Origin of the sequence: Streptomyces hygroscopicus, from assembly GCF_026168105.1 — a bacterium.
GTDB lineage: Bacteria > Actinomycetota > Actinomycetes > Streptomycetales > Streptomycetaceae > Streptomyces > Streptomyces hygroscopicus_D.
The window spans coordinates 78984-100917 of record NZ_LBMW01000010.1 but is presented as its reverse complement, the minus strand read 5'-3'; the positions used below and the strand labels follow the sequence as shown (position 1 = coordinate 100917).

Here is a 21934-nt window from a genome sequence, read left to right as displayed (position 1 = left end):
GGACACCCGGATGCCGCACGCGGGGCACGGCCCGGCGGGTCAGCCGGCCGGCAGCGTGGGCTGGACCTGGCGCAGGAAGGCCGCGTTGTCCGGGGTGGACCGCATCCGCTCCAGCAGAGTCTCCAGCGTCGCCTGGCCGTCCCGTGACTGCAGGGCGCGTCGCAGTCCTCGTACGGCCGTCAACTCTCCTGCGGAGAACAGGAGTTCCTCGCGGCGGGTGCCGGAGGGGGTGATGTCCACGGCCGGGAATACGCGACGCGAGGCGAGGGTGCCGTCCAGGCGGAGCTCCATGTTGCCCGTGCTCTTGAGTTCCTCGAAGAAGAAATCGTCGGCGCGGGAACCGGTCTCGACGAGGGCGGTGGCCAGGATGGTGAGCGAGCCGCCCTCCTCGGCCAGGCGCGCGGCGCCGAAGAGCCGCTTCGGGCCGTGCAGGGCGGCCGCGTCGACACCGCCACTGAGAGTGCGCCCACCGGCGGCGGCCGCATTGTTGTGCGCCCGGCACAGCCGGGTCAGCGAGTCGAGCAGGACGACGACGTCCTGCCCCTGCTCGACGAGCCGCTTGGCGCGTTCGACGACCAGATCGGCGAGCGCGATGTGCTGCCGCGGGGCCCGGTCGAACGTCGAGGCGTACACCTCGCCGCGCACCGAGCGGCGCATGTCGGTGACCTCCTCGGGCCGCTCGTCGAGCAGCACCACCATGAGGTGGCATTCGGGGTGGTTGCCGGCGACGGCCGCCGCGATCTGCTGGAGCAGCACGGTCTTGCCGGTCTTGGGAGGCGCGACGATCAGGCCGCGCTGTCCCTTGCCGACCGGGGAGAGTAGGTCGATGACGCGCCCGGACAGGCCAGCCGACGGGTGTTCGAGCCGGATCCGTTCGCGCGGGTGCAGCGGGGTGAGGTCCCGGAAGTGCGGACGGCCGCGCAGCTCCTCGGGCGCCCGGCCGTTGATCCGCTCGACCTCGGTGAGGGAGCGTCCGTCCCTGGCGCCGACGAGCGTGTCGCCCTTGCGCAGGCCGTGGCGGCGGACGAGGGCCGGGGAGACCTGGAGGTCGCCGGGTGCGGCCAGGCAGCTGCCTGCCCGCAGATGCCCCTTGCCGTTCTGGTCGATGTCGAGGACGCCGGTGGCGGTTCGGGGCGTGTGCTCCTGCTGTACGGGAGCGGTTTCGAGTGTGGTGGTCATGGATGGTCCTTTCACGGACGGAAAGCGGGAAGAACGAGAGGGGGAGAAGCCGGGAGGCGGCCTGATCACGCCTCGGTACGGCGGGATGCATCACCTCGGGCACGGCGGATGCGTGCTGCTCGCGAGGTTGTGCCGGGAAGCCGATGTGCCGCTCGGAGACGGCGGGTGGGACGGCGAACCGATGAGGAACTGGCACCGGCGCCCGAACGGGGCGTACACAAGTGCTGACCGCACTGTAGCACCAGACGCACAGATGCGGCTTCAGCCACCCCGCTCAACGCGCCGGACTCACCGTCTGTTCCCGTGTGCCGATCCTCGCGCACCCCGATGTCGCCAAGAACGCACCGCACTTCACGGCACTGCGGGAAGGGCGGATCGCCGACGGCTGGACGCCGGCGACCTTCGCGAGACCCGGTGCGGACGGCCGATGGGGCCCTAAGCTTGCGGCGATGTTCTCCCGGCAAGGTCCCACACTCCGCGAGCTGGCCGTTCAGGCGCTGTCCTCGGTCGAGCACGGCTACGACCTGCTCGCGCCCAAGTTCGACCACACCCCCTTCCGGACGCCGGACACTGTCCTGGACGCCGTCGAGGGGGCGCTTGCAGCCATGGGCGACTTCGAACACGGGCTCGATCTGTGCTGTGGCACGGGCGCCGGGGCGGAGGTGCTGCGCAGGGTCTGCCGCGAGAGCGTCACCGGCGTCGACTTCAGCACGGGGATGCTTTCCGTCGGACGGCGGCGGGTCCGGTCGGACGGTCAGCCGCGTGTCGCCTGGGTGCGCGGGGACGCCCGCGCGCTTCCGTTCGGGCCCGCCTTCGACCTGGTGGTGAGCTTCGGCGCCTTCGGCCACTTCCTGCCGGGCGAGTTGCCCGGCCTGTTCGCCCAGGTCCACTCCGTGCTGCGGCCGGGCGGGCGGTTCGTGTTCCCGGTCGGGGCCCCGCCGCGCCCGGCCTCGCCCTGGTACTGGGCGCTGCTCGGCTTCGACACCGCGATGCGCGTCCGCAATGCCCTCTGGCGACCTCCGTTCGTCATGTACTACCGGGTTTTCCGCTTCGGTGAAGTACGACGCGAACTGAGGCGTGCCGGACTCTCGGTGGAGCATCGGGCGCTGCCGGAGTTCGGCCGCTGGCCCGACGGCAGCCCGCGCTGCCGGCTGATCGTGGCCACCCGGATGAGCGGCACACTGCAGGCCCCACCGCGCTGACCGTCCCGGCCCGTTCGCCGCGGCCGCCGTGTCGTCCACGGGACGCTCCTGCGGAACGGAGTCGCCTTCCGAGGGGTACCGCTGTGCTCATCCGGCCGACGGCAGGGTGAACTCGTAGACCAGTGCCTCCCGTTGGGCCTCCACCACCAGATCGGTGATCTCCAGCGGCCGGTCCCACTGGTCGTGCACGCGCCGGGTGACCCGCATGGACGGCGGCAGCGGGGTGATGGCGTCGCGGTGATGCAGCGTCAGCCCAGCCGTGCGCATCCAGTCGTACGCGCGCCACAGTTCGGCCGAGGCCCGGCCGTCCGCGCGGTCGCGGTAGCGGGTCAGCTCCGGGACCTCGGAGACGGCGACCGCGGAGAACGAGGTGACGGCCGTCCGTGCTCCGCTCCCGTCCGCCGCCGCCGACGTGTACCGATGGACGAGGGTCGGCCGTTGCGGCGCGAGGCCGAGCGCCAGGGCGTGCTCGGGAGACGGCACCTCCCAGGTGACGGTCGCCCGGCCGGGCTCCGTGTCCTGCGCTCCCACCGGAAAGGTACCCGAGGGGACGAGCTCGGCCGTGGCGCCTGCCAGCGTCGCGTGGCTGCCGCGCCGGTCCGTGGCGACGAGGCCCTCGCGGCGCAGGATCTGCAGGGCCTGGCGCACGGTCTCCCGGCTGACATGGAAGTGGCTGGCCAACTGCCGCTCTCCGGGCAGTCGTTCACCGGGTGGAATGGCGCCCTCGCGTAGTTCGCTCAGCAGTTCGGTGGCGATCCGCCAGTACAGCGGCTCCTCGTGCGGGTAGGGGTGAGGGTGGTCGGGTCGGGTGGTGCGGGCCATGTCCGCAGCCTCCTGGTGACAAGGTGTAGCCGTGCGGAATCGGTGCGCGACCAGATCTAGCATTGGTCTAAACCACCAGGGAAGGGCAGTCGAGGAGATCGGCCGAATCCGACCCGTTCCCCCATGTCCCTACAACGCGCCGTACAGGGCGTTCACTAGCGCCATCTTCCTCGGATCGTCGGCGATGCGCGGGCCCATCCGGTTCATGACATAGCCCAGCGAGACGCCCGCCTCGGGGTCCGCGAGACCGCACGAGCCTCCGAATCCGTCGTGCCCGAACGCTCTCGGGTTCGGCCCGTACGACCCCTCGGGGCCGCTGAGCCACAGCCCGAGCCCGATCTCCGTGTCCCGGCCCAGCCCCGCCCCGAGCACCAGATCGCGGCAGGTGCCCTGCCCCTCGCGCACGCGCTCGGCCGCCTCGGGGGACAGCACTTGTCGACCGCCCCACGACCCCCGCCCGGCGAAGATCCCGTACAGCGCGGCGACCGCGCGGGCCGTGCCGTGCCCGTTGAGCGCCGGGAGCTCGGCGGCCCGCCACTCGGGAGTGCCGGCCTCGGCGGCACCGACGAGGGGGTTCGCCAGCGCAGCCAGTGCCGTCGGCGTCAACTGGGCGAAGACCGCGGCCTGTTCACCGGAGTTCGCGGCAGGTGGTTGCACCAGTTCGGCCGCCCGCCCGGCCTCCTTGTCGGGGAGCCCGATGGTGAAGTCGATGCCGAGCGGTCCGGTCACCTCCCGGTCCAGGAACGCGCCCGGCAGCAGCCCCGAGACCCGCCGAACCACCTCGCCCACCAGGAAGCCGTAGGTGAGCGCGTGGTACCCGCTTCGCGTTCCCGGCTCCCACCAGGGCTCGGTCGCCGAGAGCCGAGCCACGGTCAGCTCCCAGTCGTAGAGCTGGTCCACCGAGTGCGGTTCCCGCAGCCCCGCCAGCCCGGCGCGATGCGAGAGCAGATGCCGTACGAGGACCGACCCCTTGCCCGCGGCGGCGAACTCGGGCCAGTACGCCGCCACGGGCGCGTCCAGGTCGAGCAGACCGCGGTCCGCCAGGATGTGCAGGCACAGGGCCGCCGGACCCTTGGTCGTGGACCAGACGTTGACCACGGTGTCGCGCTCCCAGGCCCGGGTGCGTGCCGCGTCGGTCCAGCCGCCCCAGAGGTCCACCACCGTCTTCCCGTCCAGCGTGACGGTGACCGCCGCGCCCAGCTCCTCCCGCTCGCGGAAGTTCTCCTCGAACGCCGCGCGCACCGCCGTGAAGCGCGGGTCGCACCGGCCGTCAACCTCTGGCACGTACTGGGACATGGGCCCTCCGTGGTCCCTCGCGGGTGCACCCGGCCGGGACGGACCGGGCGCAACGAACGTACCGACTGGTCGGACTTGAGGGAACCAACCCGCAGGACCGACCGGTCACGACGACCGGAACCACCGCCCCGACTCAGGCGAAGAACAGCGAACCTTCCGGCTCCTGACGGCCGGTGACGGCGTGCCAGTAGTCCCGCGACTCCACCGCGAGTCCCTCGCCGTCGAAGCGGACGAAGACGCATCCGGCGAGGGTGGAGGGCGTGCCGTCCTCCTCCGCCAGCACCCGGAACTCCGCGACCACGCGGCCCTCGGGGCCGACGATCGGCTCGGAGAAGCGGACGTCGAGCGTGCGCTCGCCCGCGAACGACCACCGCAGGTACGCGGCGAGTTCGTGCCGTCCCCGGTGCGGCGCGCGGAACGGCATCGACCGGTGGACGCAGCCCCGCGCGTAGAGCGCCAGGATCGAGTCCACGTCGTGCTCCGCCCAGCCCCGCTCCCACACCCGTACGAACCTGCGTGCCGCCTCGGCCGTGTCCATGCGGGCCGTCAGAAACGGGCCGGCAGCCAGCGCAGCTTGACCGCGTCCTGGAAGGGGCCGCCGCCCTCGTGGTCGTTGAAGTCGTACACCTCGATCTCCTTGTCCACGTGCGCCCACGCGTTGAACGCGGCGAAGACCGTCGACGGGGGACAGGTCTGGTCCTCCAAGGCCGCCGAGAACAGCGCGGGGGCCCGGCCGCGCGCGGCGAAGTGCACGGCGTCGAAGTACGACAGCGTCTGCATCACCCGCTCGGTGCGACCGCGGTGCGTCTTGAGGTAGTTGCCTATCTCCCGGTAAGGATCGCGGTCCGTGGCCGTCGTGGCGCGCGGGAAGTCGCACAGGAACGGCACGTCCGGCGCCACCGCCACCAGATCAGGTACGAGACCGCCGACCGCGATCGCGATGCCGCCGCCCTGGCTGACGCCGACGGCCGCGGTGCGGGAGGCGTCGGTCAGCGGGTGCGCCCGGGCGGCCTCCACGGCCCGCACCCCGTCGGTGAACAGCCGCCGGTAGTAGTACGTTTCGGGGTCCTCGACGCCACGCGTCATGAACCCGGGATAGGTCGGTCCGCTGCCCACCGGGTCCGGCGTCCCGCCGCCGCCCCACGCGCTGCCCTGCCCGCGCGTGTCCATCACGAAGTGCGCGCAACCCGCCGACGCCCACAGCAGATGCATATGCGGAAGGGCGCGTCCGCCGCCGTAGCCGATGAACTCCACGACCGTGGGAAGGGGCCCGTCCACGGCGGTGGGCACGGTCAGCCAGCCCTTGACCGGATGCCCACCGAACCCTGCGAACGTCACGTCGTGCACCTGGACCGTCTTCAGACCCGTGTCGACCGGATCGAAGCGGGCGTCCAGATCGTGCTCGCGGGCTTCCCGCAGCGTCTTCGTCCAGAACGCGTCGAAGTCCGCGGGCTCGACGGAGGCGCTGCGGTACTCGCGCAGCTGGTCGAGCGGCAGGTCGAACAGGGCCATGGAGGACCACCTTTGACGTCAGGACTGCGGATGATCACACCGTAGGGCGGCGGCCCGGGACGCGCCAGGCGGCCTGTCCGCCCGTCGGGGCCGCGGTGGCCGGGCACGCTCCGGCCGCACGGTCACGCCGTCCGTCGTCCCCACTCCGGCCCTGTGCGGGCCCACTCGGCCTCCCACTCCCTCATGCGGTGCCGCTCGGCGACCCGTCCGATCACGGCGCGGCCCAGGAAAACGGCGGCGGCCACCCCACCCGCGGTCCACACCCCGCTCGTCAGGGCGTGCTGCCACACCGCGGCGTCGTTCCGCGGCGGGGCGACGCCGTGCCGCCGGGCATCCAGCCACACCGTGACCCGGTCGCCGCTCCGCGAGCCGCCCGGAACCAGGGCGGGCGTGATCCGTGTGCCCTTGCCGGGCTCGGTCCAGCGCACCTTCACCTGGTACAGGGGCTGCTTGGCGCTCTGTGTCGAGGGCACCGTGGCCGGAGCGTCCTCCGCGAGCACCGCGGGCACCTGATGGCGTTGGGCCCGCTCGGTCAGCTGAGCCGTATGCGCGCTGTCGTACGCCGCCCAGCCCGCGGCCATGCCGACGAGCGGCGCTCCAAGACACAGCAGAACGGTGATGAGCAGCGCCGTCCACGCCTCCACGACATCCGATCGGCGGCGCAGCGGATTGCGCCGCCAGCGCCAGCCGCGCACCCGGGTTCGCATCTCGACCTCCTTGCCGCCACGTCCCGCCCGTGGAGGGGGCGACCGTCCCCGGGGCCGCTTGAAGCCCCGTACGGCCCCCGGTCGGATGCCGGACCCCCGCGGCGAAGTGTCGCGCGGCAGCGCCCGCGGCACACCGGCCCGTCATCCGAGGACAGACCGTCACGGAGCCCCCGCGCGCCCCGCACGGCGGTGGTGGTCCGGATGCGCCCCGTGTCCGGGACCGGCCCAAGCCGGACCGGCCGTCCTCGCCGGCCACCGGCCGGAGGACGGCCGCTCACGGACATGTGCACACGCGGCACGGGACGCATCCGAACCCCCGACGGCTTTTATGCCCATTCTCCTCTCGGGCGAAGTTCCCGGCCATTTGGCCTCGAAACCCGGGGGCCGATACGCGGCCGAAACCCGCACCGGTCGCACCGACGGTCGCCGGTCGTCGGCCGGGGGCCGCCGGGGGCCACCGGTCCGGGCGGCCGGACGAGCCGCCGTTCCCGAAGGCCGGGGCGGCGGGTATCACGGTCAGCCGAAGCGTTCGATCCGGATGCGGTCCATCGGCTGCCCGGCCTCGAAGAGCAGCCGCGAGGGTGCTCCGCGAACCCGTTGGAGCCGCACACATGGGCTTCCCACCCGCCGCGAGGTGCCTCGGCCAGGAGACTTCAGTGGAACCACCCCCGAGCCCGCGCCGATCAGCAGCGCGGGCCGGTCGCCTCCCGCCGGCCGTGTCTTCCGCCCCGGTGGTCCTCGACCGGTCGTCCTCGACCATGACGGGCGTATGAACTCCCCCGAGGCCCGGGAATACCCGCCCCGTGATCTCCCTTGCCGGTAGTGGCCGGTACCGGTGGCTCCCGTCGTCCGGTGACCGGCGGCCCGGCGACAGCGAAAGAGCAGGAGACCCCACATGCCCAAGGCGTACGCGTACACGCGGTACGGCGGCCCGGAGACCCAGGCTTTCGTCGAGGTGGACCGGCCGAGCCCCGGCCCCGGACAGATCCTCGTCGCGGTGCGCGCCGCGGGTGTGAACCCGATCGACTGGAAGCTGCGCGCGGGCCACCGGCGGCCCGGAGACCCGGACTCGCCCCGGTTCCCCGTGGTGTTCGGCAGCGAGGCCGCCGGTGTGGTCGAGGAGATCGGCGAGGGCGTGAAGGGCTTCGCCGCCGGGGACGCCGTCTTCGGCAATACCGTGGCCGGCGGATACGCCGAGTACGCGCTGCTCGACGCGGCGGTGGCCGCGCACGTGCCCCACGGGCTGTCCTACACGGACGCGGCGGTCCTGCCCGTCGCGGCGGCAACGGCGTACGACGGAGTCCGTGGGCTCGGCCTGCCCGCGGGCGCGACCCTGCTCGTCACCGGTGCAGGAGGGGGAGTGGGTGCCGCCGCCGTGCAGATCGCGCGTGCCTTCGGTGTGCGTGTCGTCGGTACGGCGAGCGAAGGCAAGAAGGACTTCGTCGAGCGCCTCGGCGCCGTACATGTACCGGCGGGCCCGGATCTGGCCGCGCGGGTGCGCGCGGCCGCGCGGGACGGGGTCGACGGCGTCTACGACCTCGTCGGAGGTGACGTACTGGAGGAGGTGGCCACCTTGCTGACCGACCGCTCGAGGCTGATCACCGCCGGGGCACCGGCCCAGGACGTGGAGCGGCTGGGCGGCACGCGTGTTCTGCGGGCCCGCACCGCGGCCGTGCTGGACGAGGTCGCGGGCCTGGTCGAGCGTGGCGAGCTGAGCCCTTGCATCACGCGGATCCTCCCGCTGGAGCGGGCCGGGGACGCCCTGCGCGTGGTCGAGAACGGCCACGCCCGGGGCAAGATCGTGATCGAGGTCGGCGCATGAGTGACGCCCGGCACGTCCTCGACAACCCCGCCCTCGCCTCGCTGAGCGGTCCCCACGCCCGCTTCGCCGAGCGCCGGGGGCGCGTGCTGCGCTACCCCCTGGACGTCTCGCCGTGGGTGGGGCTGCCCGACGACCCCGACGCCGACGACTGGGCCGCCCTCGCGGCGCTCGCCGGCCCGGGGGCGGAGGCTCCGCTGCCCGGGTTCTGCGGGCAGGTTCCGGGCGGCTGGGAGATCACCTTCGCTGTCGACGGCGTGCAGCTCGTCGACGACGGGGCCGCCGCCGCGCCCGACCCGGAAGCCGTACGGCTCACCCCGGCCGACGTGCCCGAGATGCTGGACCTGGTGGCACGCACCGAGCCAGGACCGTTCCTGCCGCGCACCATCGAACTGGGCACCTACCTCGGCATCCGCCGGGACGGTGCCCTGATCGCCATGGCGGGCGAACGGCTGCACCCGCCGGGCTGGACCGAGATCAGCGCCGTGTGCACCGACCCCGGATTCCGCGGTCAGGGACTGGCCACCCGGTTGATCCTGGCGGTCGCGCACGGCATCCGTGAGCGCGGCGAGACCCCGTTCCTGCACACCGGCGCGGGCAACACCAACGCCATCCGGCTCTACGAGTCCCTCGGCTTCCGGCTGCGCCGCACCACGAGATTCCTCTCGGCGCGGGTTCCGGAGCACCTGGCGGACGCGCAGGCCGTGGGGATCTGACGACCGGGCGGGGCCCGCATCCCGCGGCCGGCTCCCGAGCGCTGAACGTCCGTCAGCCGGCGTCCGGAGCGGGCGGCGCGTCCGGGGTGGGTGGCGCGAGCGTGGTGGGCGGCACGACGGGGGTGGCTGCCGCAGCCTCGTTGTACCGCAGCAGATACGCCGCGAAGAGTTCCAGGTCCTTGGCCGGCCAGCCCGCGAGCCGCGCCCGGAACGCCTCCCGGCGGCTCTCGGTGACCTGGGCCAGGATCCGTGTCCCGGCCTCGGTCAGGTGGAGCACCTGCACCCGGTGGTCGTCCGGATCGAGCCGTCTCTCGATCAGTCCGGACCGCTCCAGCGCGGCGACCTGCCGGCTGACCGTGGACTTGTCCAGCGCGTAGTGCGCGGCCAGATCGGTGGCGCGGCAGCCGCCGCTCTCCTCCAGGTGCCCGAGCAGCGTGTACGACACGAGGGACAGTTCCGGATGCATGCGTCCGGCCGAGGCGCGAGCGCGCCGGGCGAACACCGTCATCTCGCGCTGGATGGTCTCGACGGCGGACTCTGCCCCCGACGTGGCGGCGGCACGCTCGGCGACATCGGTGTCGCCGGACCCCTCGGCTGACTTCACGGGACCTCCTCGCACTGCTGGTTGTACGGTACAACTTCAGGCCGGGGTCGCATGAGCCGAGCAGGGGCTCGGGGGCCGTACGGCCGAACCTGGCGGAGGGTTGAGGAGCCGTTCGGTTCCCGGACGCTCCTGCTAGGGTGACCAGCGGCCGTGGATCGTCCCGGCCGGTCGTGGCCGAGGAGGTGAGCCCCATTTCCGCAGTGTCATCGGTTCGGGTGCTCTCGTCTCAGGACGGCGCGGATCGCCGGTAGGTGATCGCGAGGGCGCCCTTCGGTCAACCGGAAGGCTCTTCGGCTCCATGCCACCACTCTCCCGCTCCCGTGTCGTCTCCGCCCTTCGTGCCGCCGGCTGTGTCTTCGCCGAGGACGAGGCGGAGTTGATCCTCTCCACCGCCCGCACGCCGGACGAGGCCGACGCCATGGTGGACCGCCGTGTCGCCGGGCTGCCCCTCGAACAGGTCCTGGGCTGGGCCGAGTTCCACGGGCTGCGCGTCACCGTGGCGCCCGGCGTTTTCGTGCCCCGCCGCCGCACCGAGTTCCTCGTCGAACAGGCCCTCGCTCTTTGCCCGAACGCCTCCCTGGTGGTGGACCTGTGCTGCGGATCGGGCGCGGTCGGTGCCGCCCTGGCGGCCGGGCTCGGCGGCCCCGAACTGCATGCCGCCGACATCGATCCGGCCGCCGTGCGCTGTGCCCGCCGCAACGTCGCCGCGTACGGCGGGCGGGTGCACGAGGGCGACCTCTTCGACGCCCTTCCGCGGGATCTGTGCGGCCGGATCGACATCCTGGCCGCCAACGTCCCTTACGTGCCGACGGAGGAGGTCGCGCTGCTGCCGTCCGAGGCTCGTGACCACGAGCCGCTCGTGGCGCTCGACGGTGGCCCCGACGGCCTGGACGTCCTGCGCCGGGTCACCGTCGAGGCGTCCCGGTGGCTGGCCCCGGGAGGTTCCCTGCTCGTCGAGGCGAGCGAACGCCAAGTGCCGCTCGCGGTAGAGGCGTTCACCCGGGCCGGCCTCGACGTGCGGCTCGCCGTCTCGGTGGAGCTGCACGCCAGCGTCCTGATCGGCACCCGGCGCCAGGACTCCGGTGAGCCGGCGGGTCCCGGAGGATCGCGGTGAAGACGTCGGGCCGCTCCGCGCCGGGGTGATGTGCCGAGCCCTCGACGACCGTGGCCCGGCCGCACGCGATGGTGTGTCCACGGCGCGCCGCCCTGCGGAGGCGTGGTGGGTCGAGCCGACGCCGCGCCGACGGCCCGGGCGGGGTCCTCGATTTTCGCCGCCCGGGCCCAGGTGTCCCGGTGACGGGTACGGCACGGTCCGGCTCGTCCCGGAAGCGCTTGCCGATCGAACCCGGGGCGCCGGTCGACCTCGGGGCCGATGCCCTCGGCGGTGGTGACGCGGCCCACCCCCGACCGATTGTGCAACTAGTTGCACAACGGCCCCGTCGTCGTCTACAACAGACGCACGACACGCCGTACGGAGGGCCCGATGAGCCGCTACCCGCATCTGCTGACCCCGCTCGACCTGGGCTTCACCACGCTGCCCAACCGTGTGCTCATGGGCTCGATGCACGTCGGCCTGGAGGAGGCGGAGCGCGGCTTCGAGCGCATGGCCGCCTTCTACGCCGCCCGGGCGCGTGGCGGAGTGGGGCTCATCGTCACCGGCGGCATCGCCCCCAATGAGGCCGGACGTCCCTACGAGGGCGGCGCCAAGCTCACCACCGACGCGGAGGCCGAGCAGCACTCCGTCATCACCGGGGCGGTGCACCGCGAGGGCGGCAGGATCGCGATGCAGATCCTCCACTTCGGCCGGTACGCCTACCACCAGGACCTCGTCGCGCCGAGCGCCGTTCAGGCCCCGATCAGCCCGTTCGTTCCGCACGCGCTCACCGACGCCGAGGTCGAGCAGACCATCGACGACTACGCGCGCGCCGCCCGTCTCGCCCGGCAGGCCGGGTACGACGGAGTCGAGATCATGGGCTCCGAGGGCTACCTCATCAACGAGTTCATCGCGAGGCAGACCAACGGGCGCGAGGACCGCTGGGGCGGCTCGTACGAGAACCGGATGCGGTTCCCCGTGGAGATCGTGCGCCGTGTGCGCGAGGCGGTCGGCGAGGACTTCATCATCATCTACCGGCTGTCCATGCTCGACCTCGTGCCCGGCGGCTCCTCCCTCGAGGAGGTCGTCACGCTCGCCAAGGCGGTCGAGGCCGCCGGAGCGACCATCATCAACACCGGCATCGGCTGGCACGAGGCCCGCATCCCGACCATCGCCACCTCCGTGCCGCGCGGCGCGTACACCTGGGTCACCAAGAAGCTCATGGGCGAGGTGTCGGTCCCGCTCGTGACGACCAACCGCATCAACACCCCGGAGCTGGGGGAGCAGTTGCTCGCCGACGGGTACGCCGACATGGTGTCCCTGGCCCGCCCGATGCTCGCCGACCCCGACTTCGTCGCCAAGGCGGCCGAAGGCCGCCCCGAGACCATCAACACCTGCATCGGCTGCAACCAGGCCTGCCTCGACCACACCTTCAGCGGCAGGATCACCTCCTGCCTGGTCAATCCGCGCGCCTGTCACGAGACCGAGCTGGTCCTCTCGCCGACGCGGCTGCGCAAGAGGGTCGCCGTGGTCGGTGCCGGTCCCGCCGGGCTCGCCTGTGCCGTCTCGGCCGCCGAGCGCGGGCACGAGGTCACGCTCTACGACGCGGCCGACGAGATCGGCGGCCAGCTGAACGTCGCGCGCCGGGTCCCCGGCAAGCAGGAGTTCGACGAGACGCTCCGCTACTTCACCACCCAGCTCGAACTGCACGCCGTGGGCGTCCGGTTGAACACGCCCGTCGCGGCAGAGGACCTCGCCGGGTACGACGAGATCGTCGTCGCGACCGGCGTCACCCCGCGCACCCCGGAGATCCCCGGTGCCGACCACCCCAGCGTCCTGGGCTACCTCGACGTGCTGCGCGACGGCGCACCCGTCGGCGAGCGCGTCGCCATCCTCGGCGCGGGCGGCATCGGCTTCGACGTCGCCGCGTACCTCACCGACGGCGGCGACAGGGCGAGCGAAGACCCGGCGACCTACTTCCGCCACTGGGGCGTCGACATGGAGTACCGTGCCCCCGGAGGCCTCGCCGCGCCCGAGCGGCCCGCCCCGCAGCGCACCGTCCACCTCCTCCAGCGCAAGACGTCGAAGGTCGGCGCGGGACTCGGCAAGACCACCGGATGGATCCACCGCACGGAACTGAAGCACCGCGGGGTCACCATGGTCCCGGGTGTCCGCTACGACCGCATCGACGACGCCGGGCTCCACCTCACCGTCGACGGCGAGAGCCGGGTCCTGGCGGTCGACACGATCGTCCTGTGCACCGGACAGGACCCGCGCCGCGACCTGTACGAGGAGCTGGTGGCCGCGGGCCGGACGCCACACCTCATCGGCGGCGCCGACGTGGCGGCCGAGCTGGACGCCAAGCGCGCGATCAAGCAGGGTACGGAGCTGGCTGCGGCTCTGTAGGAGTCGTACGCCACCTCCCTAGGATGGGCTCATGTCACTCCCGCACGCGATCCTGACCGCCCTGCTGGAGAAGCCGTCGTCGGGGCTCGAGCTGACCCGTCGGTTCGACAAGTCGATCGGCTACTTCTGGTCGGCGACCCACCAGCAGATCTATCGCGAGCTGGGACGGCTCGAGGGCGAGGGCCTGATCCGTGCCCTGCCCACCGAGCAGCCCGCCCGCGGGCAGAAGAAGTCGTACGAGGTTCTGCCCGCGGGCCGCGCGGAACTGGCCCGCTGGACCGCCGCCTCCCAGGACCCCAAGCCCGCGCGCGACGCACTGCTGCTGCGGCTGCGCGCGGCGGCCGTCGTCGGCACCGAGGGTATTGCGGCGGACCTGCGCCACCATCTCGCCCTGCACCAACGGCAGTTGGCCGAGTACCAGGAGATCGAGGAGCGCGATTTCGGATTCGGCACGGACTCGGCACAGGCCCGCCTCCACCATCTTGTGCTGCGGGCCGGCATCGACCTGGAGACCTTCTGGATCCAGTGGCTGACCCATGCCCTGGGCGAGTTCGAGCAGCTGCCCGCGGAGAGCGGCTAAGGGCCGGTCGTCACCGACCGCTCCGTGGAGAACCCGCCCCATGTGCCGTCCGGCAGCCTCGCCCGGATGCGGACCCGGTGCGTGACCCCGGCGTCCCGGCCCACATAGAAGCTGTAGGCGGCCGCGCCGCGCGGCACCGAGCCGCCCCAGACGAGCGAGGTGGCAGGCCGCCCGTCCAGATGGATCTGATATTCCGTGACGACCCCGTCAGTCCCGGGCGGGACCCAGGACAGGTCCAGGTAGTACGCAGAAGCAGAACCGAACCCCAGAGCACCGGCACGGAAGCGCGTCGCACGGCCTGCCCCCCTTCATGGGATTGGTCTGTACCTGTATCCCATGGCCTGCGCGTCGCATCAAGAGGAAGGGCGTTGTTCGGCGGTCCGCGCCCGGGCTACGTATGCTGGTCCCCGACGCGGTGTGAACTGGCCCGCATTCCAGGGCGGTTCGTGCCGACGGCGCGGTCCGCTGTCGTCGCTGATCCCGCGCCGGCGCCTCCCGTCGGGCGGCCGGGGCCCGGTGCGGCCCCGGCCGCCCGACCGCACGACGACGGTGCGGGCGACCGCGGGAAGCCGGAAGCCAAGGGGCCCGCCGCCGGTCGGGGGTGGCAGCGTCCCCCGTGCAATGCCCTCACTGCTTCCGGTACGAGTACGCCTCCATGGCCGCCGCCTCCACCGCGGCCAGGTCCGCGCCCGTCGAGGCCGTGACCACCGCTGCGACCGCCCCCTCGACGAAGGGGGCGTCCACCAGCCGGGTGTTCTCCGGCAACTCGTCGCCCTCCGCGAGCAGCGCCTTCACCGTCAGAACCGCGCTTCCGAGGTCCATGAGCACGGCGACCCCCGCGCCCCGGTCCACGGCTGCGGCCGCCGCCGAGACCAGCTCGGAGCTCGTTCCGAACCCGCCGTCCACCGTGCCGCCCGCCGGGGCGACGGGCGCCGTCGTACCGCCGCCCGCCAGGGCCCTCGCCAGTGCGGCGACCGACTCGGCGACGGCGGCGCTGTGCGAGACGAGCACGATCCCGACCAGCTTCTCCTCGGTCTCACTCATCGGAGGCCTCCACGAGGGCGGCGATCAGCAGAGCCGAGGAGGTGGCACCGGGGTCCTGGTGCCCGATGCTGCGCTCGCCCAGATAGCTGGCCCGGCCCTTGCGCGCCTGCAACGGCGTCGTCGCGACGGCGCCCTCGTCGGCGGCGGCGCTCGCCGCCCGGAACGAGGTGCCGAGCGCGTCCACCGCGGGCACCAGTGCGTCGACCATGGTCTTGTCGCCGGGGGCGGCTCCGCCCAGCGCCATGACGGCGTCCACGCCAGCCCGCAGAGCCTCCGTCAGCTGTTCCTCGGTGACCTCGGCGGCGTCCCCGAGCGCCTTGCCGGTACGCCGCAGCAGGGTGCCGTACAACGGCCCCGACGCCCCGCCGACCGTCGAGATCAGTTGGCGGCCCGCCAACTGGAGAATCGCGCCGGGGGTGTCCGGTGCCTCCTTCTCCAGCACGGCCGTGACCGCGCGGAAACCGCGTTGCATATTGCTGCCGTGGTCGGCGTCGCCGATCGGCGAGTCGAGCGCGGTCAGCCGCTCCGCCTCGCGGTCGACGGACGCGGCGGCCGCCGTCATCCAACGGCGGAAGAACTCGGCGTCGAGCACTGGATCTCCTTGCGTGGTACGGACGTTGACCTCACTCACCTACCCCAGCGCAGCGCCGGTGTGCTGACCGGCGCGTCCCACAGACGCAGCAGCTCCTCGTCGATCTGGCACAAGGTGACCGAGGTACCGGCCATGTCGAGCGAGGTGACGTAGTTGCCGACCAGGGTGCGGGCCACGGGGACGCCGCGGTCGGTCAGCACCCGTTGTACCTCCGCGTTGAAGCCGTACAGCTCCAGCAGGGGGGTGGCTCCCATCCCGTTGACCAGGACCAGCACGGGATTGCGCGGTTCCAGGTCCTCCAGGACGACGTGCACCGCGTAGTCGGCGATCTCGCGGGCGGTCATCATCGGTCGCCGCTCGCGACCCGGCTCGCCATGGATGCCGATGCCCAACTCCAGCTCGCCGGGCGGGAGGTCGAAGGTGGGGGTGCCCTTGGCCGGCGTGGTGCAGGCGCTGAGGGCCACACCGAAACTGCGGGAGTTCTCGTTGACCTGCCGGGCGACCGCCTGCACGCGCTCCAGTGGCTGTCCCTCGTCCGCCGCCGCCCCCGCGATCTTCTCCACGAACAGGGTGGCGCCGGTGCCGCGGCGGCCCGCCGTGTAGAGGCTGTCGGTGACGGCGACGTCATCATTGACCAGGACCTTGGCGACCTGAATGCCCTCGTCCTCGGCGAGCTCGGCCGCCATGTCGAAGTTCAGCACGTCACCGGTGTAGTTCTTCACGACGAACAGCACGCCCGCGCCGCTGTCCACCGCCGCCGCCGCGCGCACCATCTGATCGGGGACCGGGGAAGTGAACACCTCTCCCGGGCAGGCCGCCGAGAGCATGCCCGCTCCGACGAAGCCGCCGTGCAGGGGCTCGTGGCCGGAGCCGCCGCCGGAGACGAGCCCCACCTGCCCGGCGACCGGGGCATCACGCCGTACGATCACCCGGTTCTCCACGTCGACGGTCAGCTCGGGATGCGCGGCCGCCATGCCCCGCAACGCATCCGCGACCACCGTCTCCGGGACGTTGATCAACATCCTCATGGGTTCCTCCTGGTGAGCCTAGCAAGTGAGCATCCGACCTGCGCTTTCCCTGGCCGGAGCGGGGAAGAGTGGGTCTCGGCCCGGTCGGTCCGTGGCGGTTGGAAGCGGGCTCCGGCAGGTCGTCAGGCATGGATGTGGTGCGGACGGGAGGTGTCGACAGTCCGCTGTCGGAAGTATCGGCGCTGAGGGGGTGATGGTCACGTGTGTCGACGTTTTCGGGTGCGTACGAGTCGGATCCGCGCATGTACGCGACCTGGCACGGCGTCACCCCGCTGTCGGCCGCAACCGGGTGCACGACGAAGACCACCGCGACACCGGAGCCTCCGTCACCCGGGGCGTGACGTGGGGCCGAATGGTCTGGTGATGCGGTGGTTTCAGGTGTGCAGGTGTGCAGGTGCGTGTGCGGGCGCTTTTGGTCAGGTGTTCAGCACAGCACGGAAAGCGACCCGGGCAGCACCCTGGCCGTGACCGGGAGGACGGCGTCGACCTCGCCGTCGGCGCCGTAGGGCACCGGCCGGTCGGCCTCGATGCGAACTTCTTTGCCCCGGAGGATCCGCACCTCGGGCCGGTGGACATGGGCGCCCGACCTGAGCTCGTTCATCATGGTGAAGAAGAGCCTGCGCGGCGCATGTCGGATCATCACCACCTCGAGCAGCCCGTCGTCGACACGGGCATCGGGGGCGATGATGCGGCCCGAGCCGTAGTAGGCGGAGTTCGCGGCCACGACGGTGTAGCCGCGGTGCGTGTGAACCTCGCCGTCGATGGTGACCCGATAGTCGGCCGGGCGCCATGTGGCCACCGCCCGCAGACCGCCCACGTAGTAGGAGGCGGCGCCGCGCAGTAGTTTCGCGTGGTTGGCGTGGCGGTTGGCGAGCGCGTCGACGCCCGCGTACACGCTGCCGAGCGCGACGGCGCGACCGTGGGCGGACTCCACCTCGACGGTGTCGACGGAGCGGGGGTCGTTGTGGAGCAGGATCCGGGCCAGGGCGGCCGGCTCGCCGGGCAGGCCCAGCGCTCGGGCGAAATCGTTGCCGCGACCGGCCGGAACCAGGCCGAGGAGGGTGCCGGTGCCGCTGAGAGCACCTCCGATGCCGCCGACGATGCCGTCACCACCGACGGCGATCACGACCCGCCTCCGGCCACCGGCCTGCTGGGCGAGGTCCTGCGCGTGAGCCAGGCTGCGGCTGTACTCGGTCTCCAGCTCGGCCCCGGCCTCCCGGAGCAGCCGGGCCACGTGGAGCAGCGCCGCGACCCCGGAGGATCCGCCGGCGGTGGGGTTGACGATGGCGGTGAACTGTCGCATCGGTGTGCCTCCGAAGGTGCCTGACGGGTCGTGGACGGACGGTGGTGCGGGGGCGGGAGGGGTCAGTCGACGGGCAGGAGGGGTCAGTCGAGGGGCAGGAGGACGCCGGGGTTGAGCAGCCCGGTGGGATCCAGCTGTCGCTTGACCGCCCGGAGAGCCTCGACCCCGAGCGGTCCGGCCTCCCGGACGTACCAGTCGCGGTGGTCGGCGCCCACGCCGTGGTGGTGGCTGATCGTGCCGCCCGCGGACAGGATCGCCTCGTTGGCGGCCTGCTTGGCGGGCGCCCAGTGGGCCACGGGATCGTCGCCCTGGGCGGAGACCACCGTGAAGTAGAGGGAAGCGCCGTTTTCGTAGACGTGGGAGATGTGGCACATCACCAGGGGCGGAGTGCCCGACTGGGTGAGCGTGGCGGTGAGCGCATCGCGAACGGAGGCGTACAACTCGGGGATGCGGGACCAGAACGCCGCGGTCTCCAGCGTCTCGGCGAAGGCGCCCGCATCCAGCAGTGCGTCGCGCAGATAGGGCGCCGAATAGCGGCCGTGGGCCCAGCGCTCTCCCGGTTCCTCGCCCAGGTGGATGCCGCCGCATTCGCGCAGTACGGCCGCGGCCCGCTCCCGGCGGTGGGCGGTGTCCTCCTCGGTGCCCTCATAGCCGGCGATGGCCAGGCATCCGGCAGCCTGCTGGCCGCCGGAGGAACCGATGGCGTCGGGCTGGGCGAGGCCGATCAGTGTCTCGGTCTCGTCCGACAGGCGCAGCACGGTCGGCCGCGGCCCGTCCTGGGCCAGGCGTCGCAGGGCCGCTGCGCCCTCCTCGAAGGAGGCGAAGCGCCATCCTTCGTGGACACGGGTCGTGGGGACGGGGCGGATCCGCACGGTTATCGAGGTGATGACGCCGAACGCTCCCTCGGAGCCGAGGATGAGCTGGCGCAGGTCGGGGCCGGCGGCCGAGCGCGGGGCGCGGCCGACGTCGAGGCTGCCGGTGGGGGTGGCCAGGGTGAGGCCGAGCACCATCTCGTCGAACCGGCCGTAGCCGGCGGATGCCTGTCCGCTGGAACGCGCGGCGGCGAATCCGCCGATGGTGGCCCACTCGTAGGACTGGGGGAAGTGGCCGAGTGTGAAGCCGTGCTCGGCCAGGAGGGCCTCGGCGTGCGGAGCCCTGAGTCCCGGCTGCAGGGTGGCGGTGCGGGAGACCGGGTCCAGGGCGAGCAGGCCGTCCATGCGGCGCAGGTCCAGCGTGACGAACGGGCGCCGCCGCTCGGGGGCGAGGCCTCCGACTACGGAGGTGCCACCGCCGAAAGGAACCAGGGCCACGCCGTGTTCGGTGCACGTCCTCAGCACGGCGAGGACCTCGTCGTGGCTCGCCGGGAGGACGACGGCCGCGGGAAGGTCCTGCACGTCGCCGTCGCGGATCCGCAGCAGGTCGGGTGTGGACTTGCCGCGCGTGTGCCGGATCCGGGCCTCCGCGTCGGTGCGGACATGGGCCTCGCCGCCGACGGCGTCGATCAGGGCGCGGTGGACGGTGGAGTCCAGCGGCGGCTCCGGCACGGTGATGTTCTCCAGAGCGACCGGCTCGGTGCTGCGGGGCTTGACCCCCAGCATGTCGCGCAGCAGCCCGATCACCGTGTCGGGCAACTTAGTTGCCCTGGCAGGGTCCCCCCAGCCGCTCCACAGCATGTCCATGGCGCTTGTCCTCACCGGTCGTTGGAAACAGTGCCCACTCCTGCACGCCCTGCACGGCCGTGCAGGGCGTTACACTGTGACACATGACGCCTATTCGTCACAACGCCTCGGACAGCGATCCGGTGCTCGACGCGGTACGCGACTGTGTTCTGGCCGTCGGCGTCCGCCGCACCACCCTCACCGATGTGGCCCGCCGCGCGGGCGTCTCCCGGATGACGTTGTACCGCCGCTGGCCCGATGTGCGGTCCCTGGTCGGCGACCTGATGACCCGCGAGTGGATCGAGGTCGCCACCCGGGCGATGCCCGAACGCGCGAAGGGGATCGACGCACGCACCTTGATCGTCGACGGGCTCGCGAGGGGGGCGGAAGCCTTCCGCGCGCATCCACTCTTCCGCAAGATCATCGACGTCGACCCCGAACTGCTCCTGCCCTATGTGCTCGACCGGCGCGGCGCGAGCCAGGAGGCCCTCCTCGAACTGCTCGCCGACGCAGTGCGGGAGGGCCACGCCGACGGATCGGTGCGGTCCGGGCACCCGGAACGGCAGGCAAGAGCCCTGCTCCTGGTCGCTCAGTCCTTCACCCTGTCCCTGCGGACCATGACCGATGAGGACGACGCCGATCTCAGCACCGAGGCCTTCTCCGCCGAACTGCGCACCATCCTCGAAAGGACTCTGACGCCATGAGCCCCAGCAGCAGCCCGGCCCACCCTGCGCCGGGCGCTTCCCTGACGGCCGCGCGCCGTCGGCGTGAACTGACCGAGACCGTCGGCGGCCCGGCCGTGGACGTCCTGGTCGTCGGTCTCGGCGCGACCGGCGCCGGAGCCGCCCTGGACGCCGCCGCCCGGGGACTGTCGGTGGTCGCCATCGACGCGCACGACCTGGCCTTCGGTACGTCCCGCTGGAGCTCCAAGCTGATTCACGGCGGGCTGCGCTACCTCGCCTCCGCCCAGCTCGACGTCGCCCACGAAAGCGCACGCGAACGCGGCATCCTCATGGAGCGCACGGCACCCCATCTGGTGCACGCCCAGCCGTTCGTCCTGCCCCTCACCCCCCTGGTCTCCCGTGCCCAGACCGCCCTGGCCTGGGCCGGCTTCCGGGCCGGGGACACGCTGCGCCTGGCGGCCCGCACGGCCCGCGCGACCCTTCCGGCACCGCGCAGGCTCTCGGCCGCGGAGACGCACCACCTCGCACCCGCACTGCGCAGCAGCGGGCTCCGCGGCGGACTTCTGTCCTGGGACGGGCGCGTCACGGACGACGCCCGGCTGGTCACCGCGATCGCCCGTACGGCAGCGGCCCACGGCGCACGGATCCTGACCCGGGTACGGGCGCTGGAGCTCAGCAGGTCCGGCGCCCGGATGCGGGACGAACTCACCGGCGAAGAGGGCGAGATCCGCGCCCGCGCGGTGATCAACGCATCCGGTGTGTGGGCGGGCAGCCTGGTCGACGGCGTCCGTATCCGGCCCTCGCGCGGCACTCACCTCGTGCTGCGCGCGGCCCACCTCGGTTCCCTGCCGGCCGGCCTGCACATCCCGATCCCCGGCGAGACCAACCGCTTCGTCCTCGTACTGCCACAGGGCGACGGCCGGGTCTACGTCGGACTCACCGACGAACCCGTCGACGGCGACATCCCGGACGTTCCTCAAGTGCCGGAGACCGACATCGGTTTCCTGCTCGACGTCCTCGGCTCCGCCCTGGACGTCCCCGTCCAGCGCCGCGATGTGGTGGGCGCCTTCGCGGGACTGCGCCCCCTGCTGGACACCACGCCGGAAGCGGGCTCAGGCGCAACGACCAGCACCGCCGACATCTCCCGCAAGCATGCGGTTCTCACCTCGCCGGACGGCGTGATCACCGTGGTCGGCGGCAAGCTCACCACCTACCGGCGCATGGCCGAAGACGCCGTCGACACCGCCATGGCCACCCACCACCTCACCTCCAGGCCCTCACCCACCGCCATGCTGCCCCTGGTCGGCGCCGCACCCCCGCACGTGCTCACCACCCTGCGCGCGCCGCGCCGGCTGATCAGCCGCTACGGCACCGAGGCGCCGGCCGTCCAGGCCCTGAGCGCACACGACTCCCGGCTTGCCGAACCCGTGCTGGAAGGCCACCCCGTCACGCGCGCCGAACTGCTGTGGGCCGTACGCCACGAAGGAGCACTCGACACGGCGGACCTCCTCGACCGCCGCACCCGCATCGGCCTCATCCCCGAGGACCGCGCCACCGCACTGAACACTGCGCGGGACATGCTCGGCGAGGGCTAGGCGGGGACCGGGAGTTGTGGGGACGTACGGCACCGGACGGCCGGGCTCGCCTCACCGCTCGTCCTGAATCTTTTTGAATCTTCAAATAGAAGACC

At 72.4% G+C, this 21934-nt stretch carries 20 protein-coding genes and 2 pseudogenes; 8 read left to right on the top strand and 14 right to left on the bottom strand.

Annotated features, from left to right (window positions below):
* Positions 1-39: 39 nt before the first annotated feature.
* On the bottom strand, positions 40-1179 hold the full coding sequence (rho, locus tag AAW14_RS13015; RefSeq protein WP_265563357.1) for a transcription termination factor Rho: 1140 nt from the start codon (positions 1177-1179) through the stop codon (positions 40-42).
* A gap of 449 nt (positions 1180-1628) precedes the next feature.
* On the opposite strand from rho, the gene AAW14_RS13010 reads away from it, so the two are divergent.
* Positions 1629-2381 carry a class I SAM-dependent methyltransferase gene (locus tag AAW14_RS13010; RefSeq protein WP_265563509.1) on the top strand — a complete coding sequence of 251 codons (753 nt, stop codon included), beginning with the start codon at positions 1629-1631 and terminating at the stop codon, positions 2379-2381.
* Positions 2382-2468: 87 nt separating this feature from the next.
* Here AAW14_RS13010 and AAW14_RS13005 read toward each other — a convergent pair whose 3' ends face one another.
* The 6 genes and pseudogenes from AAW14_RS13005 to AAW14_RS12980 form a co-directional block, all read right to left on the bottom strand.
* Positions 2469-3203 carry a GntR family transcriptional regulator gene (locus AAW14_RS13005; RefSeq protein ID WP_265563355.1) on the bottom strand — a complete coding sequence of 245 codons (735 nt, stop codon included), beginning with the start codon at positions 3201-3203 and terminating at the stop codon, positions 2469-2471.
* Positions 3204-3332: 129 nt separating this feature from the next.
* Positions 3333-4499, bottom strand: coding sequence for a serine hydrolase domain-containing protein (locus AAW14_RS13000; protein WP_265563353.1), 1167 nt, complete (start codon positions 4497-4499; stop codon positions 3333-3335).
* 133 nt (positions 4500-4632) lie between these two features.
* A complete protein-coding gene (locus AAW14_RS12995; RefSeq protein ID WP_265563350.1) occupies positions 4633-5037 on the bottom strand; it encodes a nuclear transport factor 2 family protein in 405 nt (134 codons plus the stop codon).
* An 8-nt stretch (positions 5038-5045) separates the two neighbouring features.
* Positions 5046-6011: an acetylxylan esterase gene (locus AAW14_RS12990; protein WP_265563348.1), complete on the bottom strand. Its 966-nt coding sequence runs from the start codon at positions 6009-6011 to the stop codon at positions 5046-5048.
* Positions 6012-6133: 122 nt separating this feature from the next.
* Complete coding sequence (locus AAW14_RS12985) at positions 6134-6718, bottom strand: hypothetical protein (RefSeq protein WP_265563346.1); 585 nt, start codon at positions 6716-6718, stop codon at positions 6134-6136.
* A gap of 516 nt (positions 6719-7234) precedes the next feature.
* Positions 7235-7368 (bottom strand): annotated as a pseudogene (locus AAW14_RS12980) (oxidoreductase); the annotation flags it as partial.
* 245 nt (positions 7369-7613) lie between these two features.
* Here AAW14_RS12980 and AAW14_RS12975 point away from each other — a divergent pair.
* Positions 7614-8540 (top strand): NADP-dependent oxidoreductase, encoded by a 927-nt coding sequence (locus AAW14_RS12975; protein WP_265563344.1) that lies wholly within the window; start codon positions 7614-7616, stop codon positions 8538-8540.
* On the top strand, positions 8537-9253 hold the full coding sequence (locus AAW14_RS12970) for a GNAT family N-acetyltransferase (protein ID WP_265563342.1): 717 nt from the start codon (positions 8537-8539) through the stop codon (positions 9251-9253). The genes AAW14_RS12975 and AAW14_RS12970 overlap by 4 nt, the downstream gene beginning before the upstream one ends.
* A 52-nt stretch (positions 9254-9305) precedes the next feature.
* Here AAW14_RS12970 and AAW14_RS12965 read toward each other — a convergent pair whose 3' ends face one another.
* Complete coding sequence (locus tag AAW14_RS12965) at positions 9306-9761, bottom strand: MarR family winged helix-turn-helix transcriptional regulator (protein ID WP_265563507.1); 456 nt, start codon at positions 9759-9761, stop codon at positions 9306-9308.
* Positions 9762-10155: 394 nt separating this feature from the next.
* Here AAW14_RS12965 and AAW14_RS12960 point away from each other — a divergent pair, with 394 nt between their 5' ends.
* The 3 genes from AAW14_RS12960 (at position 10156) to AAW14_RS12950 (ending at position 13936) form a co-directional block, all read left to right on the top strand.
* On the top strand, positions 10156-10971 hold the full coding sequence (locus AAW14_RS12960; RefSeq protein ID WP_265563341.1) for a putative protein N(5)-glutamine methyltransferase: 816 nt from the start codon (positions 10156-10158) through the stop codon (positions 10969-10971).
* Between the two features lie 369 nt (positions 10972-11340).
* Positions 11341-13356, top strand: a complete 2016-nt coding sequence (locus AAW14_RS12955; RefSeq protein WP_265563339.1) for an NADPH-dependent 2,4-dienoyl-CoA reductase — start codon at positions 11341-11343, stop codon at positions 13354-13356.
* 31 nt (positions 13357-13387) lie between these two features.
* Positions 13388-13936 carry a PadR family transcriptional regulator gene (locus tag AAW14_RS12950; RefSeq protein ID WP_265563337.1) on the top strand — a complete coding sequence of 183 codons (549 nt, stop codon included), beginning with the start codon at positions 13388-13390 and terminating at the stop codon, positions 13934-13936.
* Here the strand turns inward: AAW14_RS12950 and AAW14_RS12945 are convergent.
* From AAW14_RS12945 to AAW14_RS12920, 6 genes and pseudogenes are all read right to left on the bottom strand, one after another.
* Positions 13933-14196 (bottom strand): annotated as a pseudogene (locus AAW14_RS12945) (hydrolase); the annotation flags it as partial. The gene AAW14_RS12950 and the pseudogene AAW14_RS12945 sit on opposite strands and share 4 nt — an antisense overlap.
* A 367-nt stretch (positions 14197-14563) precedes the next feature.
* A complete protein-coding gene (locus tag AAW14_RS12940; protein WP_265563335.1) occupies positions 14564-14980 on the bottom strand; it encodes a PTS-dependent dihydroxyacetone kinase phosphotransferase subunit DhaM in 417 nt (138 codons plus the stop codon).
* On the bottom strand, positions 14973-15572 hold the full coding sequence (gene dhaL / locus AAW14_RS12935; protein WP_265563505.1) for a dihydroxyacetone kinase subunit DhaL: 600 nt from the start codon (positions 15570-15572) through the stop codon (positions 14973-14975). The genes AAW14_RS12940 and dhaL overlap by 8 nt, the downstream gene beginning before the upstream one ends.
* 35 nt (positions 15573-15607) lie before the next feature.
* Positions 15608-16600, bottom strand: a complete 993-nt coding sequence (gene dhaK, locus AAW14_RS12930; protein ID WP_265563333.1) for a dihydroxyacetone kinase subunit DhaK — start codon at positions 16598-16600, stop codon at positions 15608-15610.
* A 424-nt stretch (positions 16601-17024) separates the two neighbouring features.
* On the bottom strand, positions 17025-17903 hold the full coding sequence (locus AAW14_RS12925) for a YegS/Rv2252/BmrU family lipid kinase (protein WP_265563331.1): 879 nt from the start codon (positions 17901-17903) through the stop codon (positions 17025-17027).
* An 83-nt stretch (positions 17904-17986) separates the two neighbouring features.
* Positions 17987-19582 (bottom strand): FAD-binding oxidoreductase, encoded by a 1596-nt coding sequence (locus AAW14_RS12920; RefSeq protein WP_265563329.1) that lies wholly within the window; start codon positions 19580-19582, stop codon positions 17987-17989.
* An 83-nt stretch (positions 19583-19665) separates the two neighbouring features.
* On the opposite strand from AAW14_RS12920, the gene AAW14_RS12915 reads away from it, so the two are divergent.
* Together AAW14_RS12915 and AAW14_RS12910 are read left to right on the top strand one after the other, a co-directional pair.
* Positions 19666-20265 carry a TetR/AcrR family transcriptional regulator gene (locus AAW14_RS12915; protein ID WP_265563328.1) on the top strand — a complete coding sequence of 200 codons (600 nt, stop codon included), beginning with the start codon at positions 19666-19668 and terminating at the stop codon, positions 20263-20265.
* The gene (locus tag AAW14_RS12910) at positions 20262-21839 is read left to right on the top strand and encodes a glycerol-3-phosphate dehydrogenase/oxidase (protein ID WP_265563326.1); all 1578 of its coding nucleotides are present in this window, start codon (positions 20262-20264) and stop codon (positions 21837-21839) included. The genes AAW14_RS12915 and AAW14_RS12910 overlap by 4 nt, the downstream gene beginning before the upstream one ends.
* Positions 21840-21934 lie beyond the last annotated feature (95 nt).

Excerpts from the sequence above, each read along its gene's own strand:
- AAW14_RS12965 (WP_265563507.1), bottom strand. The coding sequence starts at position 9,761 with ATGACGGTGTTCGCCCGGCGCGCTCGCGCCTCGGCCGGACGCATGCAT.
- AAW14_RS12925 (WP_265563331.1), bottom strand. The coding sequence starts at position 17,903 with ATGCGACAGTTCACCGCCATCGTCAACCCCACCGCCGGCGGATCCTCC.
- AAW14_RS13010 (WP_265563509.1), top strand. The coding sequence starts at position 1,629 with ATGTTCTCCCGGCAAGGTCCCACACTCCGCGAGCTGGCCGTTCAGGCG.
- AAW14_RS13000 (WP_265563353.1), bottom strand. The coding sequence starts at position 4,499 with ATGTCCCAGTACGTGCCAGAGGTTGACGGCCGGTGCGACCCGCGCTTC.
- rho (WP_265563357.1), bottom strand. The coding sequence starts at position 1,179 with ATGACCACCACACTCGAAACCGCTCCCGTACAGCAGGAGCACACGCCC.
- AAW14_RS13005 (WP_265563355.1), bottom strand. The coding sequence starts at position 3,203 with ATGGCCCGCACCACCCGACCCGACCACCCTCACCCCTACCCGCACGAG.
- AAW14_RS12990 (WP_265563348.1), bottom strand. The coding sequence starts at position 6,011 with ATGGCCCTGTTCGACCTGCCGCTCGACCAGCTGCGCGAGTACCGCAGC.
- AAW14_RS12940 (WP_265563335.1), bottom strand. The coding sequence starts at position 14,980 with ATGAGTGAGACCGAGGAGAAGCTGGTCGGGATCGTGCTCGTCTCGCAC.
- AAW14_RS12955 (WP_265563339.1), top strand. The coding sequence starts at position 11,341 with ATGAGCCGCTACCCGCATCTGCTGACCCCGCTCGACCTGGGCTTCACC.
- AAW14_RS12915 (WP_265563328.1), top strand. The coding sequence starts at position 19,666 with ATGACGCCTATTCGTCACAACGCCTCGGACAGCGATCCGGTGCTCGAC.
- AAW14_RS12985 (WP_265563346.1), bottom strand. The coding sequence starts at position 6,718 with ATGCGAACCCGGGTGCGCGGCTGGCGCTGGCGGCGCAATCCGCTGCGC.
- AAW14_RS12960 (WP_265563341.1), top strand. The coding sequence starts at position 10,156 with ATGCCACCACTCTCCCGCTCCCGTGTCGTCTCCGCCCTTCGTGCCGCC.
- AAW14_RS12975 (WP_265563344.1), top strand. The coding sequence starts at position 7,614 with ATGCCCAAGGCGTACGCGTACACGCGGTACGGCGGCCCGGAGACCCAG.
- AAW14_RS12920 (WP_265563329.1), bottom strand. The coding sequence starts at position 19,582 with ATGGACATGCTGTGGAGCGGCTGGGGGGACCCTGCCAGGGCAACTAAG.
- dhaK (WP_265563333.1), bottom strand. The coding sequence starts at position 16,600 with ATGAGGATGTTGATCAACGTCCCGGAGACGGTGGTCGCGGATGCGTTG.
- AAW14_RS12995 (WP_265563350.1), bottom strand. The coding sequence starts at position 5,037 with ATGGACACGGCCGAGGCGGCACGCAGGTTCGTACGGGTGTGGGAGCGG.
- AAW14_RS12910 (WP_265563326.1), top strand. The coding sequence starts at position 20,262 with ATGAGCCCCAGCAGCAGCCCGGCCCACCCTGCGCCGGGCGCTTCCCTG.
- AAW14_RS12970 (WP_265563342.1), top strand. The coding sequence starts at position 8,537 with ATGAGTGACGCCCGGCACGTCCTCGACAACCCCGCCCTCGCCTCGCTG.
- AAW14_RS12950 (WP_265563337.1), top strand. The coding sequence starts at position 13,388 with ATGTCACTCCCGCACGCGATCCTGACCGCCCTGCTGGAGAAGCCGTCG.